General features: G+C 61.1%; 16 protein-coding genes and 4 pseudogenes. 18 read left to right on the top strand and 2 right to left on the bottom strand.

Translation table 11 applies throughout. The features are described from left to right. The first annotated feature begins 16 nt into the window (after positions 1-16). The 12 genes from fliI to fliP all read left to right on the top strand — a co-directional run bounded on the left by fliI (position 17) and on the right by fliP (position 8,238). Positions 17-1,417, top strand: a complete 1,401-nt coding sequence (fliI, locus tag ASD03_RS03910; RefSeq protein ID WP_025425916.1) for a flagellar protein export ATPase FliI — start codon at positions 17-19, stop codon at positions 1,415-1,417. Then, entirely contained in the window at positions 1,417-1,974 is a 558-nt protein-coding gene (locus tag ASD03_RS03905) for a hypothetical protein (RefSeq protein WP_025425917.1), read from the top strand. Before fliI ends, ASD03_RS03905 begins: the two co-directional genes overlap by 1 nt. Positions 1,975-2,147: 173 nt before the next feature. Continuing rightward, positions 2,148-2,528, top strand: coding sequence for a flagellar basal body rod protein FlgB (gene flgB / locus ASD03_RS03900; RefSeq protein ID WP_025425918.1), 381 nt, complete (start codon positions 2,148-2,150; stop codon positions 2,526-2,528). A gap of 5 nt (positions 2,529-2,533) precedes the next feature. After that, the gene (flgC, locus tag ASD03_RS03895) at positions 2,534-2,953 is read left to right on the top strand and encodes a flagellar basal body rod protein FlgC (protein WP_025425919.1); all 420 of its coding nucleotides are present in this window, start codon (positions 2,534-2,536) and stop codon (positions 2,951-2,953) included. After that, complete coding sequence (locus tag ASD03_RS03890) at positions 2,953-3,294, top strand: flagellar hook-basal body complex protein FliE (RefSeq protein WP_025425920.1); 342 nt, start codon at positions 2,953-2,955, stop codon at positions 3,292-3,294. Before flgC ends, ASD03_RS03890 begins: the two co-directional genes overlap by 1 nt. 11 nt (positions 3,295-3,305) lie before the next feature. Continuing rightward, positions 3,306-4,094, top strand: coding sequence for a flagellar basal-body rod protein FlgG (gene flgG / locus ASD03_RS03885; protein ID WP_025425921.1), 789 nt, complete (start codon positions 3,306-3,308; stop codon positions 4,092-4,094). Between the two features lie 17 nt (positions 4,095-4,111). Beyond that, the gene (gene flgA, locus ASD03_RS03880) at positions 4,112-4,624 is read left to right on the top strand and encodes a flagellar basal body P-ring formation chaperone FlgA (RefSeq protein ID WP_025425922.1); all 513 of its coding nucleotides are present in this window, start codon (positions 4,112-4,114) and stop codon (positions 4,622-4,624) included. Then, positions 4,621-5,736 carry a flagellar basal body P-ring protein FlgI gene (locus ASD03_RS03875; RefSeq protein WP_025425923.1) on the top strand — a complete coding sequence of 372 codons (1,116 nt, stop codon included), beginning with the start codon at positions 4,621-4,623 and terminating at the stop codon, positions 5,734-5,736. Before flgA ends, ASD03_RS03875 begins: the two co-directional genes overlap by 4 nt. Continuing rightward, positions 5,733-6,269 carry a MotE family protein gene (locus tag ASD03_RS03870; protein WP_025425924.1) on the top strand — a complete coding sequence of 179 codons (537 nt, stop codon included), beginning with the start codon at positions 5,733-5,735 and terminating at the stop codon, positions 6,267-6,269. The genes ASD03_RS03875 and ASD03_RS03870 overlap by 4 nt, the downstream gene beginning before the upstream one ends. Next, entirely contained in the window at positions 6,266-6,976 is a 711-nt protein-coding gene (gene flgH / locus ASD03_RS03865; RefSeq protein ID WP_025425925.1) for a flagellar basal body L-ring protein FlgH, read from the top strand. Before ASD03_RS03870 ends, flgH begins: the two co-directional genes overlap by 4 nt. 18 nt (positions 6,977-6,994) lie before the next feature. Further along, the gene (locus ASD03_RS03860) at positions 6,995-7,492 is read left to right on the top strand and encodes a flagellar basal body-associated FliL family protein (RefSeq protein ID WP_025425926.1); all 498 of its coding nucleotides are present in this window, start codon (positions 6,995-6,997) and stop codon (positions 7,490-7,492) included. An 8-nt stretch (positions 7,493-7,500) separates the two neighbouring features. Continuing rightward, positions 7,501-8,238, top strand: a complete 738-nt coding sequence (gene fliP / locus ASD03_RS03855; protein ID WP_025425927.1) for a flagellar type III secretion system pore protein FliP — start codon at positions 7,501-7,503, stop codon at positions 8,236-8,238. Positions 8,239-8,523: 285 nt separating this feature from the next. On the opposite strand, the gene ASD03_RS03850 is transcribed toward fliP, so the two are convergent. Together ASD03_RS03850 and ASD03_RS03845 are read right to left on the bottom strand one after the other, a co-directional pair. Further along, entirely contained in the window at positions 8,524-10,437 is a 1,914-nt protein-coding gene (locus tag ASD03_RS03850; protein ID WP_025425928.1) for a glycosyl transferase, read from the bottom strand. 54 nt (positions 10,438-10,491) lie between these two features. Further along, a complete protein-coding gene (locus ASD03_RS03845) occupies positions 10,492-10,758 on the bottom strand; it encodes a hypothetical protein (RefSeq protein WP_128090457.1) in 267 nt (88 codons plus the stop codon). Between the two features lie 84 nt (positions 10,759-10,842). Here ASD03_RS03845 and ASD03_RS40290 point away from each other — a divergent pair. From ASD03_RS40290 to ASD03_RS03830, 6 genes and pseudogenes are all read left to right on the top strand, one after another. Then, positions 10,843-11,028, top strand: a pseudogene (locus tag ASD03_RS40290) (flagellin); the annotation flags it as partial. A gap of 1 nt (position 11,029) precedes the next feature. Then, positions 11,030-11,530: pseudogene (locus ASD03_RS40285) on the top strand (flagellin); the annotation flags it as partial. A gap of 1 nt (position 11,531) precedes the next feature. Further along, positions 11,532-12,026: pseudogene (locus tag ASD03_RS40280) on the top strand (flagellin); the annotation flags it as partial. A gap of 262 nt (positions 12,027-12,288) precedes the next feature. Continuing rightward, a pseudogene (locus tag ASD03_RS03835) lies at positions 12,289-13,121 on the top strand (flagellin); the annotation flags it as partial. A 1-nt stretch (position 13,122) separates the two neighbouring features. Continuing rightward, on the top strand, positions 13,123-13,309 hold a 187-nt coding region (locus ASD03_RS40120; RefSeq protein WP_280137608.1), incomplete at its 5' end, for a flagellin. Positions 13,310-13,641: 332 nt separating this feature from the next. Next, the gene (locus ASD03_RS03830; RefSeq protein WP_025425932.1) at positions 13,642-14,610 is read left to right on the top strand and encodes a flagellin; all 969 of its coding nucleotides are present in this window, start codon (positions 13,642-13,644) and stop codon (positions 14,608-14,610) included. Positions 14,611-14,712: the final 102 nt, after the last annotated feature.

Below are 14,712 nucleotides of genomic sequence, written 5' to 3'. Positions count from 1 at the left end.
CGTGACGGGAAACGGTATGGAACGCGAAGGCCTGAAGACGAGCGCCGCATCGACATCGCTGGCTGCCCTTGCCGGCCTGGTCGAACGCTACGCCAAACCTGAACATTCGATTGCGCCGGGCGGCCACGTCCAGACGATCTCTCCGGGCCACTATACGGTGACCGGCCTGTCGCGACATGTCCGGCTCGGCGATTTCGTCGCGCACAAGAGTTCGACTGGAACGCATCTCGGCGAAGTGGTGCGCGTCGAGCCTGAACGCGTGGTCGTCTGCCCGATCGAGCCGGGCGATCCGATCGGCATCCACGATACAGTCATCCGCAAGGGCGCCTTCCGCATCGCGCCGACCGACCAATGGTGCGGCCGGGCGATCAACGCGCTTGCGGAGCCGATCGACGGCCTCGGTCCGCTGCTGCAGGGCGACGTCCGCCGCTCGATTTCCAACACGGCACCGCCGTCGATGACCCGCAAGCGTGTGGAGCAGGGGTTCCGCACCGGTGTGCGGGCGATCGATATCTTTTCGCCGCTCTGCCTCGGACAGCGCCTCGGCATTTTTGCCGGTTCCGGTGTCGGCAAATCGACGCTGCTGTCGATGCTTGCGCGCGCCGATGCCTTCGACAAGGTGGTCATCGCGCTGGTCGGCGAACGCGGCCGCGAAGTGCGCGAATTCATCGAGGACACGCTCGGCGACAATCTTTCCAAATCGGTTGCCGTTGTCGCGACCAGCGACGAAAGCCCGATGCTGCGCAAGATGGCGCCGCTGACCGCCGTCACCATTGCCGAGCACTATCGTGACAACGGCGACAACGTGCTGTTGATCGTCGACAGTGTCACCCGTTTCGCCCATGCGATCCGCGAAGTGGCGACCGCATCAGGCGAGCCGCCGATCGCCCGCGGCTATCCGGCCTCGGTCTTTACCGAATTGCCGCGCCTGCTTGAGCGTGCTGGTCCCGGCGCTGAGGGCGCCGGCACCATCACTGCGATCATCTCGATCCTGGTGGACGGCGACAACCACAACGATCCCATCGCCGACTCGACGCGCGGCATTCTCGATGGGCACATCGTGCTCGAACGCAGCCTGGCGGAAGAAGGCCGCTATCCGCCGATCAATCCGCTGGCGTCGATCTCCCGTCTGGCACGCAAGGCTTGGACGCCGGACCAGGAAAAGCTGGTGTCGCGGCTGAAGGCGCTGATCCACCGCTTCGAGGAAACGCGCGACCTGCGCCTGATCGGCGGCTATCGCCCGGGTGGCGATCCCGATCTCGACATGGCGATCAAGCAGGTGCCGGTGATCTACGACGTGCTGACACAGACGGCGAGCGAGCCGCCGACGCAGGATGCTTTTTCCGATCTTGCCGGTGCGCTGAAGGCCGCGGCAATGGGCAATCAGCCGGGTGCTGCAGGGATGAGGCCGAGGTGATGGGTGTGACCGACTACGACGCCGACGAAACGATCCGCCAGCGCAAGCGCGAATCCGGCATGCCGATGATCGACAAGGCGCTGGCCGCAACCGGCATCATGCTGGCGGCCCTTGCGACCTTCTTTCCCTGGTACGCCTTTTTCAATCAGGACAAGTTCACGATGCCGCCGTTGTGGCAGGGCTCGACGCGTGATCTGCCGGAGAAGCCAGCGCGTAGCGTCCTGTCAGTATCGCCGTTGGCAATGTCCGATATGGACGGAGAAACCGTCGCGGCAATCGACCAACTGACGACGGCGACCGTTCCAAGCCTTGGCGGCGGCCCGGCCGTCGAGGGGACCGCTCCGAAGGAGGGGCTCGAGCAGCCATTCCCAGGCAAATCCGGCTTCAAGCTGATGCATGTCGCCAACGGTCGGGCTCTGATCGAGGATACGACCGGCATGTATATCGTGCGCATCGGTTCGATCCTGCCGGACAACAGCCGGCTGGCGACGCTTGAAGAGCGCGATGGCCGCTGGGTGATGATCACGTCGGGCGGCGAGGTCTACCAGGCCGACTGACCGGCCCCCATTTTCCGATCGTTCTTCTCCGTTGCGGGTTCGTCACTGTCCGCAACGGATAATGTCCTGCGTGTTTTGGATGCGTTCCGGCATCAGCACCAAGCTCGTTTCCGACGACAAGTCCCACGCAAGATTACCGACCTAGGTTCGCATCACCAAGCATGGAGCTTTTGATGCAACCGATTCAGCTTTTCGAACTCGCGTCCCGGCAGGCCCAGTGGCTGACCGTCCGCCAGAACGTGGTGGCCGGCAACATCGCCAACGCGAATACGCCGCACTACAAGGCCAAGGACGTCAAGCCGTTCGAAAGCGTGTTGGAAAGCACCGGCATCCAGATGGCCGCGACCCACAAGGCGCACTTCACCGAGAGCCTCGAAGCCTCGCAGGTGGCTGAGGTCGGCATGCTTGACGGCGTTCAGATCCAGCAATCCGGCAACAGCGTCGCGATCGAGCAGGAAATGATGAAGACCGGTGAGATCAAGCGCGACTACGAGCTCAGTGCCGGGCTCGTCAAAGCGTTTCACCGTATGATGCTCATGACGGTACGGAAGTAACAACCATGGATCCTTTGACTTCGGCCATGAAGGTCTCGGCCTCCGGTCTGCAAGCAGAATCGACCCGCCTGCGCATCGTTTCCGAAAACATCGCCAATGCACGCTCCTCCGGCGACGCACCCGGCGCCGACCCGTACCGGCGCAAGACCATCAGCTTTGCAGCCGAGGTCGACAGGGCCAGCGGCGCATCGCTCGTCGAGATCGAGCGGCTCGGCACCGATGATTCTGACTTCACCATCGAGTTCGACCCGGGCAATCCGGCCGCCGACGAGAAGGGCATGGTCAAGATGCCGAACGTCAACATCCTGGTTGAAATGGCCGACATGCGCGAAGCCAACCGCGCCTATGAGGCCAACCTGCAGACGATCAAGCAGTCGCGCGACCTGGTTTCCCAAACAATCGACCTGTTGAGAGCATCACAATAATGATCGACGCAATTAATTCTGTCGGCGCATTTTCGGTCATGAAAGAGGCCGAAGGTACCCGCCTTACGTCCTCTTCGTCGTCGGTCTTCGGTGCGGCCAGCGCCACCCCGGCGGCCCCGCAATCCCAGAGCTTTGCCTCGGTTCTCGGCGACATGGCGACCGACGCTATCGGCGCGATGAAGAAAGCCGAAGGCGCATCGCTCGACGGCATCCGCGGCCAGGCCAACACCCGTGAAGTCGTCGATGCGGTGATGAACGCCGAACAGTCACTCCAGACCGCAATCGCGATCCGCGACAAGGTGGTGACCGCCTACCTCGAAATCGCGCGCATGCAGATCTGAAGGAACGAGACATGAAGGCCCTTTCCATTGCCGCAACCGGCATGAACGCCCAGCAGCTGAACCTCGAAGTGATCGCGAACAACATCGCGAACATCAACACCACCGGCTACAAGCGTGCCCGCGCAGAGTTTTCCGACCTGCTTTATCAAACCGAGCGCGCCCAGGGCGTGCCGAACCGCTCCAACCAGGCGATCGTTCCGGAAGGTGCGATCATCGGTCTCGGCGTCCAGACGGCCGCCGTGCGCAACCTGCATATCCAGGGCAGCCTGGTCAGCACCGGCAACGACTACGACCTCGCGCTGGTCGGCCGTGGCTGGTTCCAGGTCGAAACGCCCGATGGCGAGACGGTCTATACCCGTGCGGGCGCCTTCAACAAGAATGCCCAGGGCCAGCTGGTGACGATCGACGGCTACACCGTCGTGCCGGGCGTCACCGTTCCGCAGGACGCCACCGAAATAGCCTTCACCAGCTCCGGCCAGGTAATGGTGCGCATCGGTAACGATCCGGCGATGCAGGAAATCGGCCAGCTGACGGTTGCCAACTTCGTCAATGAAGCGGGTCTCGAGCCGCAGGGCGAAAACCTGTTCAAGCAGACGCCGGCCTCCGGCGAGCCGATCGTCGGCACGCCGGCTGATCCGGGTTTTGCGCTGATCAAGCAGAAGTATCTCGAAGCGTCGAACGTCGATCCGGTCAAGGAAATCACCGACCTGATCTCGGCCCAGCGCGCCTATGAGATGAACTCCAAGATTATCCAGGCCGCCGACGAGATGGCGGCTACGGTGAGCAAGAACCTCAGATAACGGAAGAGGGGGCAAACATGACGTTTCGCCGAGCCGCAGGAATGACAGCTCAGAAGGACGGTTCCGCGCCAAGGGCGCGGCACGTGGTGGCGGGCATTTTGCTCGCCGCCGCTTTCCTGTCGCCTTCGGCAGGCTTTGCGGAACGGCTGACGGCAGTCATCCCCAAGCAGACGATTTACCCAGGCGAAGCGATCGACGCGAGCCGGGTCGAGATCGTTGATGTGACCAATCCCGATCTGACGGATGGTTATGTCAGGACGTTGAGCGAGATCGACGGCAAGGTAAGCAAGCGCACGCTGCTCCCCGGCCGCGTCATCCTGGCCTCCGCGCTGCGCGAGCAATATGCGGTCGAGCGCGGCTCCACCGTCCGTCTGATCTTCAGCAATGGTGGTCTCACCATCAGCGCGGCCGGTTCGCCCCTTCAGGACGCCGCGGTCGGCGATCTGATCCGGGCTCGCAACATTGATACTGGCGTTATCGTTTCCGGAACGGTGATGGCCGACGGCACGATACATGTGGTGGCGAAATGAAAATGCTTGCCTGCAAATGGTTCCTGACGCTGGCCGTCGCGCTGTCCACAGCGATGACGCCCGCCTTTGGCGCGTCGCGAATCAAGGACGTTGCCTCGCTGCAGGCCGGCCGCGACAACCAGCTCATCGGCTACGGCCTCGTCGTCGGCCTTCAGGGAACGGGTGACAGCCTGCGCGCGTCGCCGTTTACCGATCAATCGATGCGCGCCATGCTGCAGAACCTCGGCATTTCGACCCAGGGCGGAGAATCGCGCACGCGCAATGTCGCCGCCGTTCTCGTCACGGCGAACCTGCCGCCCTTTGCCAGCCCCGGCAGCCGCGTCGACGTGACCGTCGGATCGCTTGGCGATTCCACCTCCCTGCGCGGTGGTACCCTGGTGATGACCTCGCTCTCGGGCGCCGACGGCCAGATTTATGCGGTCGCGCAAGGGTCGGTCGTCGTCACCGGTTTCAATGCGCAAGGCGACGCGGCAACGCTCAACCAGGGCGTCACGACGTCAGGGCGCGTGCCGAACGGCGCCATCATCGAGCGCGAGCTACCGTCGAAATTCAAGGACGGCTTCAACCTCGTGCTGCAGCTGCGCAACCCCGACTTCTCCACCGCGGTCGGCATGGCCGCGGCGATCAACAAATATGCCGCGGCGCGATATGGCGGCCGCATCGCCGAAGCCCGGGATTCGCAGGCCGTTCTCGTCGAAAAGCCGAAGATGGCCGACCTTGCGCGGCTGATGGCGGAGATCGAGAACATCGTCATCGAAACGGACGTCCCTGCAAGGGTCGTCATCAACGAACGCACGGGCACGATTGTCATCGGTCAGGACGTGCGCGTCAACGAGGTGGCCGTCAGCTATGGCACCTTGACAGTGGAGGTCAGCGAGACGCCGACGGTGGTTCAGCCGCTGCCGTTCGCGCGCGGCCAGACGGCGATGGAGCCGAACACCACCATCGATGCTCAATCCGACGGCGGCACGGTCGCCATTCTCAATGGGTCCAGTTTGCGGTCGCTCGTTGCCGGTCTCAATAACATCGGCGTCAAGCCGGACGGCATCATCGCCATCCTGCAGAGCATCAAGACGGCCGGGGCCCTTCAGGCGGAGCTTGTCCTGCAATGATGAACATCGACCGCCTTCTCGGAAGATCCCGCAACATCCTGCTCGCATCGGTTGCCGTCGCGTCGATGCTGGCGATGCCCGGCGCCTTCGCCCAGGACGTCACCGCGCCGCCCGCCAGCAACGCCACAGCCAACGAAATCCAGCAGTTCTGCACCAACATCGCCGATGCTGCCCGCGACCAGCGCTACGTGCTGCAGCGCAAGGAACTCGAGGCTCTTCAGGCGAATGTCGACGACCGGATCGCGACGCTCGAAAAGCGGCGCGAGGAGTATGAAGACTGGCTGAAGCGCCGCAACGACTTCCTCAAGCAGGCCGAGATTGGCCTCGTCGGCATCTACAAGACGATGAAGCCGGATGCTGCCGCGGGCAAACTTGAATTGGTCCGTCCGGAGATTGCCGCCGCGATCGTCATGCAGCTGCCGGCGCGGCAGTCGTCGCTGATCCTCAGCGAGATGAGCGACGAGAAGGCCGCCATCCTGACCAACATCATCTCGAGTGCCAGCGATCCGAACACCTCGAAGGAACCATCATGAAAATGCGTCTAACGGCCATATTGGCCGCGGGCCTCCTCGCAGGATGTCAGAACCAGGCCATCAACGAGATCGGCCGTGCCCCCGCCATGAGCCCGATCGGCAGCGGTCTGCAATATACCCAGACACCGCAGCTGGCGATGTATCCCAAGGAGCCGCGCCATGTCGCCAACGGTTTCTCGCTCTGGAACGACCAGCAGTCGGCGCTCTTCAAGGATGCACGCGCGCTTAACGTCGGCGACATCCTGACGGTCGAGATCGCCATCAACGACAAGGCGTCGTTCGACAACAAGACCGATCGCAGCCGCAAGAACACCAGCGGCTTCAACATCGGCGCGAGCGGGCAGTCGGAAGCCAGCAGCTTTGGCTGGTCGGGTGACCTGAAATACGGCTCGAACACCAAGACCGAAGGCGACGGCTCGACCGAGCGGGCCGAAAAGCTCCAGCTGCTTGTCGCGGCAGTCGTCACCGGCGTGCTCGAAAACGGCAACCTTCTGATCAGCGGTTCGCAGGAAGTTCGCGTCAACCAAGAGCTTCGCATCCTCAATGTCGCTGGTATCGTGCGCACGCAGGACGTCGACTCCGAGAACGTGATCTCCTACGACCGGATTGCCGAGGCACGCATTTCCTATGGTGGTCGCGGCCGCCTGACCGAAGTGCAGCAGCCGCCTTACGGCCAGCAGATCATGGACCTGATTTCGCCGATCTGATCGGCAGGGAATGGCAAGATGGAAGAATTCGATACCGCCGCGCCCGTGAAATCACCGTCGAAGGTGATGACGATCGCCATCGTTGCCGTCCTGACGCTCGTCGCCGGCGGCGGCGGCTGGCTGGTCGGCGCCATGCTGGCGCCGCCGCCGCCCAAGGAGCAGGTGGAGGCGACCAAGGACACAGCTCCGAACGCAACCGGCGAGGAGGGCGTTCCGAAGATCGCGACGGAAGCCAACGGCGTCGTCCAGCTTGACCCGATCACCACGAACCTTGCCTACCCCTCGGAAAACTGGATCCGGCTCGAGGTGGCGTTGCAGTTCGACGGTGTCCCGGACCCGGCGATGGCCGAGCAGATACACCAGGATATCGCCGCCTATCTGAAAACCGTGTCGCTGCAGCAGATCCAGGGGCCGCGCGGCTTTCAATATCTCCGGGATGACATTCAGGAGCGGGTTGACCTGCGCTCGGATGGGCGCGTAACCAATGTTATGTTCAGAACCTTCGTCATTCAATGATTCGCTAAATGATCCGGCTCATCGCCTTCATAGTCGCCATGATGGCGATGTCCGGAATTGCCGGCGCCCAGAGTTTTCCCTCTGACATCCTGAACACGCCCATCGACGGATCGGCCGCCTCCTGGATCATCCGGACGTTCGGCCTTCTGACCGTTCTTTCGGTGGCGCCCGGCATCCTGATCATGGTCACCAGCTTTCCGCGCTTCGTGATCGCCTTTGCCATCCTGCGCACCGGCATGGGCCTGGCGACGACACCGTCGAACATGATCATGGTTTCGCTGGCGCTGTTCATGACCTTCTACGTCATGGCTCCGACCTTCGACCGCGCTTGGCGCGACGGCATCGACCCGCTGATGAAGAATCAGATTACGGAAACGGAAGCGCTGCCGCGCATCGCCGAGCCGTTCCGCGAATTCATGCTCGCCAATACCCGCGACAAGGATCTGCAGCTCTTCATCGATATAGCCAAGGAAAAGGGCCAGACCGTCGTCGTCAACGACAAGGTCGACCTGCGCGCCGTCGTTCCCGCCTTCATGATCTCGGAAATCCGCCGCGGCTTCGAGATCGGCTTCCTCATCATGCTGCCATTCCTGGTGATCGACCTGATCGTTGCCACCATCACCATGGCGATGGGCATGATGATGCTGCCACCAACGGCGATCTCCCTGCCGTTCAAGATCCTCTTCTTCGTGCTGATCGACGGCTGGAACCTGCTCGTCGGCAGCCTGGTACGCTCGTTCAGCTGACCAGCGAACCCGCTCCTCTTCGTTCTTTCAGCCTTGGCTTGTCGCCACGCGCCGTCTCCTGTGCGTGGCCGCGGCTGCTGCAGAAATATCCTCAAGTGTCATCGACCCAGGCACCAGCCGGTGAGTTTGAAACGTTGTCTTGCCCTTGTCGCGCTGTGTTTGATGCGCTGAGCTAAGCTGTAAGCAACGCGCCGGTTCTTGCGTAAAGCCGAACGAAAAACCCCGCCGGATGGGCGGGGTTCAGGAGGGTTATGATGTGCCGGCGGTTGAGCCCGCCTTCTGACTTTACTGTGCGAACGATCCTGTACGTACCGGCAGTGCCGGCACGTCGATGAGAGCAGGCTCCAATCCCTTCTTCGCGCGGTCGGCCATCGCCTCATAGGCCTGCTCGAGGTGGCGGCAGAAGCGTTCCGCATCAAAGAGCGGCATCTGCAGCCGGTTGTCGGCGAGCTTCTGCTTGTATTCGGCTACCTTGCCGCGGGTCTCGTAAAGGGCGATCGCCTGCCCGACATAGTCGTCGACATCGGCGGCAACGAGTTCCGGCACGCCGATTGCGCGCAGCAGGCTTTCGCTGACGCGCGAGGCGAAGTGCGTGCCCTTTGGCGTCAGCACCGGCAAGCCCATCCACAACTGCTCCGACGTCGTGGTGTGTCCGTTACAGGGGAAAGTGTCGAGGCCGAGGTCGGCGACTGGGATACGCGCCAAGTGTTGTTCGTACTCGACCTTCGCGCAGAAGATAATGCGTTTTGTGGCGATGCCGTAGCTCTGGAAACGCCGAAGAATATGAGCCTGGGCTTCCGGCTTGGGGCACATCAGCCAGAGAACGCTGTCAGGCGTCCTGCGCAGGATCCCAGCCCATGCCTTCATGGTTTCGACGGTGATCTTGCGGTTGGCGTTGAACGATGCGTAGACGAAAGCATCTTCCGGCAGGCCCGCTTGCGTGCGTGTCATCGCTGCCGGCCGTGGCCGGCCGGCAGGGTCGTTCGGCTGGTAGGTCTCGGGCAACCGGCAGAACCGCTCGTAGTAGTGGTCCTCGCTGCCATCGGGAAGGACGTGACGGTCGCCGATGATGTAGTCGAGATCGACGTTGACGGTGGTGCCGGGGAAACCGAGCCATGTCGCCTGCACAGGTGCGGTCTTGTGGTTGAGTATGGCAACGCGACTGTTCATCGTATGGCCCTTGAGATCGACGAGGATATCGATCTGCTCGTCGCGGATCGTCTGGGCGGCCTGCTCGTCGGAAAGGTTTTCGATGCGGACGATTTTGCCCCAGGTCTGACGCCCTTCGCCAGCAACGGCGAGGTGTTTCTCCGGCGTGTAGCAGAAGAGCGTCACGTCGAATTTCTCGCGATCATGCAAGGTCAGCACGGCTTGCAGGAGCTTCATCGTCGCGTGCGGTCCCCAGAAGTCGTTCGAAAGGTAACCCAGCCGTATCTTTTTGCCCCACACGTGCTGCATCTTGCGGCGTTCCTCGGGCAATGTTGGTGGGAACGGCTGATCAAGCGCAGCGGCCAGGCGGTTCAACTTTTCATCGCGGCACCAGTGCACATTGTAGAAAGGCGTTTCCGCGCGCAGAAATTTGCGGTTGGTCGCCTGGATCGCACGCTCCAGCGCCTGCGCATAGTTTTCGATTTCGTTGAAGTTGTTCACTTCCTGCATGAAAACGAGATAAGCCGACAGCAGGACCGGGTTCGATGGCGTCCGCCGGAACAGGTTGGTGACGATCTCGCGATCATCGTTGTTTCCGACATCCGACGTCAGCAGCTTTGCCGCCAGCACCTGGTGTTCCTGCCGCGCGCTCGCCGAGAGTGTCGATTTGAAAGGGCTGAGAATGTCGGCCTGGTCGCGCTTCAGGAACAAGGTCACGATGATGTAGGCAAGTTCGGGATCGGTCTTTGCCTGCTCGAGCAAGGGCCGGCCGAGGCTTAAGGCCTGATCATCATTGCCGCAGGCGAAATGCAGCTTCATGGCCTCGGCCAGGAAATGCTCCGAACGCAATCCGCCTTCTTCGCCGGCCAGCTGATAGGCTTGTGCAGCATCGCTCCGGAAGCCGAGCTTCAGCAGTACCTTTGCCAGAAGCGCATAGGTCTTGGCATCACGGGTAAGATCGAGCAGCTGATTGAGGGTATCGAGCGCCTCGGTGTACTGGCCTTTTTGATACTGCCGCGAAGCGGAAGAGAAGATGGTGTGGGCGTTCAAGGGAAGCTCCATGGGATAAGCGCAACCGTTGTCACCGCGCGAGCCTGTGCAACGTCAATGTTCCAGGGTGTTGTTTTGAAGCAGAAACCTTGCCCCAAGCGGGATTGCTGAGCGATTTGCGTATTGTTTGCCAATAAACGCGATGTCGATGAAGTCATTCGCGGGCGACGGGGTGGCGGCAAAGTAACGTGCCGTTAACCATAGGATTTTGCTTAGAAAATATCCTTCCGCCTTAATGAAATCGCAAGCTTTGGGAGGGATATTCACCTTCACATGACGGGTTTGGTTTCCTTCACTTGAGTGAGCGGAGCCGAGTGGCATGAAGCCGGTCCGTCATTGCCGGTAGACGTATTCAGTCCGGCATGTCCCCAACCGTGTAACCTTGTAAATTTGAGGGACAGTCTCATGACTTCTATTATGACCAACAACTCGGCAATGGCCGCACTCTCCACGCTGCGTTCGATCAATTCCTCGATGGAAACGACGCAGGACCGTATTTCGTCCGGCTACCGCGTTGGTAACGCTTCCGACAACGCCGCTTACTGGTCGATCGCAACGACCATGCGTTCGGACAACAAGGCCCTCGGCACANCGTATTTCGTCCGGCTACCGCGTTGGTAACGCTTCCGACAACGCCGCTTACTGGTCGATCGCAACGACCATGCGTTCGGACAACAAGGCCCTCGGCACAGTTCAGGACGCACTCGGCCTCGGCGCTGCCAAGACCGACGTTGCTTACACCGGCATGAAAGCCGCGATCTCGGTCGTCGACGAAATCAAGGCAAAGCTGGTTGCTGCCAGCGAGCCGGGTGTTGACAAGTCCAAGGTCCAGAAGGAAATCACGCAGCTGCAGGATCAGCTGAAGAGCGTGGTCAAGTCCGCTGGCTTCTCCGGCGAAAACTGGCTCTACACCGCTTCCGGCGCAACTGCTCCGGGCACGAAGTCGATCGTCGGTTCGTTCAACCGTGACGCTTCTGGCAACGTCAGCCTGACGACGCTCGACGTCGACACGACCAAGACCATGCTGATCGACGAAGCAGCAACAGCAAACGGCCTGCTCACAGACGCACTCAAGGACTCCACTGGCACGGCCNCGCTCGACGTCGACACGACCAAGACCATGCTGATCGACGAAGCAGCAACAGCAAACGGCCTGCTCACAGACGCACTCAAGGACTCCACTGGCACGGCCATCGCCGGCGTCAGCGTTCTGACCCTCGACATCAGCACTGGGGTAACGGCAACGACACTGGCCAACTACCTCAGCGGTGTCGACACTGTCCTGAAGAGCATGACCGATGCCGCTTCGGACCTCGGCGCCGTCAACAAGCGCGTCGATCTCCAGAAGGACTTCGTCGACAACCTGATGGACTCGATCGAATCGGGCGTCGGCAAGCTGGTTGACGCCGACATGAACGAAGAGTCGACCCGCCTGAAGGATCGAATCGGGCGTCGGCAAGCTGGTTGACGCCGACATGAACGAAGAGTCGACCCGCCTGAAGGCTCTGCAGACGCAGCAGCAGCTCGGCATCCAGGCTCTCTCGATCGCCAACAGCAGCTCGCAGAACATCCTGTCGTTGTTCCGCTAAGCGGTCCAGACACCGGCGACTTCGGTCCCGGACTGCAAAACGAAAAACCGCGTCTCCATCGAGGCGCGGTTTTTCTTTTGTCGGTATGTTTTTTTCGTCTGCGGCTTCAAGCTTCGTTAACCATCTTGGTGTTTTCTGTGGCTATCGAAACGGCGGGTTAACCAACAAGATTAACGCGTTAGCAGGCATGAAGCTGGCCGCCGGTTCCCGGTAATCCCGGAATGTCCCTTTCAATCCAGTTTTCCCAAGGGGCACTCAGCCAATGACGTCTATCATGACCAACAACGCGGCAATGGCCGCACTCTCCACGCTGCGTTCGATCAATTCCTCGATGGAAACGACGCAGGACCGTATTTCGTCCGGCTACCGCGTTGGTAACGCTTCCGACAACGCCGCTTACTGGTCGATCGCAACGACCATGCGTTCGGACAACAAGGCCCTCGGCACGGTTCAGGACGCACTCGGCCTCGGCGCAGCCAAGACCGACGTTGCTTACACCGGCATGAAAGCCGCGATCTCGGTCGTCGACGAAATCAAGGCAAAGCTGGTTGCTGCCAGCGAGCCGGGCGTTGACAAGTCCAAGGTCCAGAAGGAAATCACGCAGCTTCAGGAACAGCTTAAGAGCGTCGTCAAGTCCGCTTCGTTCTCCGGCGAAAACTGGCTCTACACCGCTTCCGGCGCAACTGCTCCGGGCACGAAGTCGATCGTCGGTTCGTTCAACCGTGACTCCAACGGCAATGTCAGCCTGACGACGCTCGACGTCGACACGACCAAGACCATGCTGATCGACGAAGCAGCAACAGCAAACGGCCTGCTCACAGACGCACTCAAGGACTCCACTGGCACGGCCATCGCCGGCGTCAGCGTTCTGACCCTCGACATCAGCACTGGCGTAACGGCAACGACACTGGCCAATTACCTCAGCGGCGTTGACACCGTCCTGAAGAGCATGACTGACTCTGCTGCAGACCTCGGTGCGGTCAACAAGCGCGTCGACCTCCAGAAGGACTTCGTCGACAACCTGATGGACTCGATCGAATCGGGCGTCGGCAAGCTGGTTGACGCCGACATGAACGAAGAGTCGACCCGCCTGAANCCTCCAGAAGGACTTCGTCGACAACCTGATGGACTCGATCGAATCGGGCGTCGGCAAGCTGGTTGACGCCGACATGAACGAAGAGTCGACCCGCCTGAAGGCTCTGCAGACGCAGCAGCAGCTCGGCATCCAGGCCCTGACGATTGCCAACACCAACTCGCAGAACATCCTGTCGCTGTTCCGTTAATCAGCGCATAGGTATGACGGACGCATCTGCGCCCGTCATGATCATGACCTCCAGGAAGCCGCGCCGCCCGAAAGGACGGCGCGGTTTTTGCGTTACCGGGGCGTTGTCTTTTGCCGTTAACGCCTGCTTCATATTCCCTTATTTTTGTTCACCTTCGTTACTGACTTATGAATGGCGTTAACCGTTTGTTAACCAAACAATCGTTACACATTCGTTAAGAGCGAAGGGTCGCCCCCAGGGCAAAACAGGGGCGGTTCGCATGACGCTGGTCCCGTCGCTGCCGGTCAATCACTCCGGAATGTTCTCAGAAAATCTTTCGGGGCAAGTGACCAATGACCAGCATCATGACCAACACGGCCGCCATGGCCGCACTTCAGACGTTGCGTTCGATCAACACCAATATGGCCGAAGTGCAGGAGCGAATCTCGTCCGGCTACCGCGTGCAGACAGCAGCCGACAACGCCGCCTATTGGTCGATCGCGACCACCATGCGCTCGGACAACGCCGCACTCTCCACCGTTCAGGATGCGCTTGGTCTCGGTGCGGCGAAGGTCGACACTGCCTATGCGGCGATGAAGGCGTCGATCGACGTCGTCACCGAAATCAAGACCAAGCTCGTCGCCGCGCGCGAGCCCGGCGTCGACAAGCTCAAGATCAACAAGGAAATCACCGAGCTGAAGAACCAGCTCATGTCCGCCGCACAATCGGCGTCGTTCTCGAGCGAGAACTGGCTCTACAATACCAATACAGCCGCCGTCGGCACGAAGTCGGTCGTCGCTTCCTTCAACCGCGACGGAAACGGCAATGTTTCCATCACGACGCTCGATTTCGACACGGCGCAATCGATGCTGATCGACACGGGCAGCGCGGCGCGCGGCCTGCTGACCAGGGCCTATGATGCCGACCAGCTGCAGCAGACGCCGACCGGCACCGCCGCACCGTACTATCTGATCGTCGCCCCGCCGGCTGCGCCGCCGACCGGCACCGAAATCAAGCTGACTGCGACGACCGCGCCCACGGAAATGGACGCGATGATCCGCGTCGTCGACAAGATCCTCGGGCAGCTGACGGACGCCGGTTCGACACTCGGCGCGATCACCAAGCGTATCGACATGCAGGAAAGCTTTGTCGCCAACCTGATGGATACGATCGACAAGGGCGTCGGTCGTCTGGTCGATGCCGACATGAATGAGGAATCGACGCGCTTGAAGGCGCTGCAGACGCAGCAGCAGCTCGGCATTCAGGCGCTGTCGATCGCCAATACCAACTCCGAAAACATCCTGCGCCTCTTCCAGCAGTAAGGTTTTCCAGCCGGTGGCGCCTTGGTTCCGCCGGTTTGGGACCGCCCGTCCGTGCCCGCCGAGAAGGCGGATATCGAATCGAGTTGAGTTCTGCCACGTCGT

Source organism: Ensifer sp. Root127 (genome assembly GCF_001425225.1).
Taxonomy (GTDB): domain Bacteria; phylum Pseudomonadota; class Alphaproteobacteria; order Rhizobiales; family Rhizobiaceae; genus Ensifer; species Ensifer canadensis.
The sequence above is the reverse complement of the archived record's forward strand: the minus strand, read 5'-3'. Positions and strand labels throughout refer to the sequence as shown.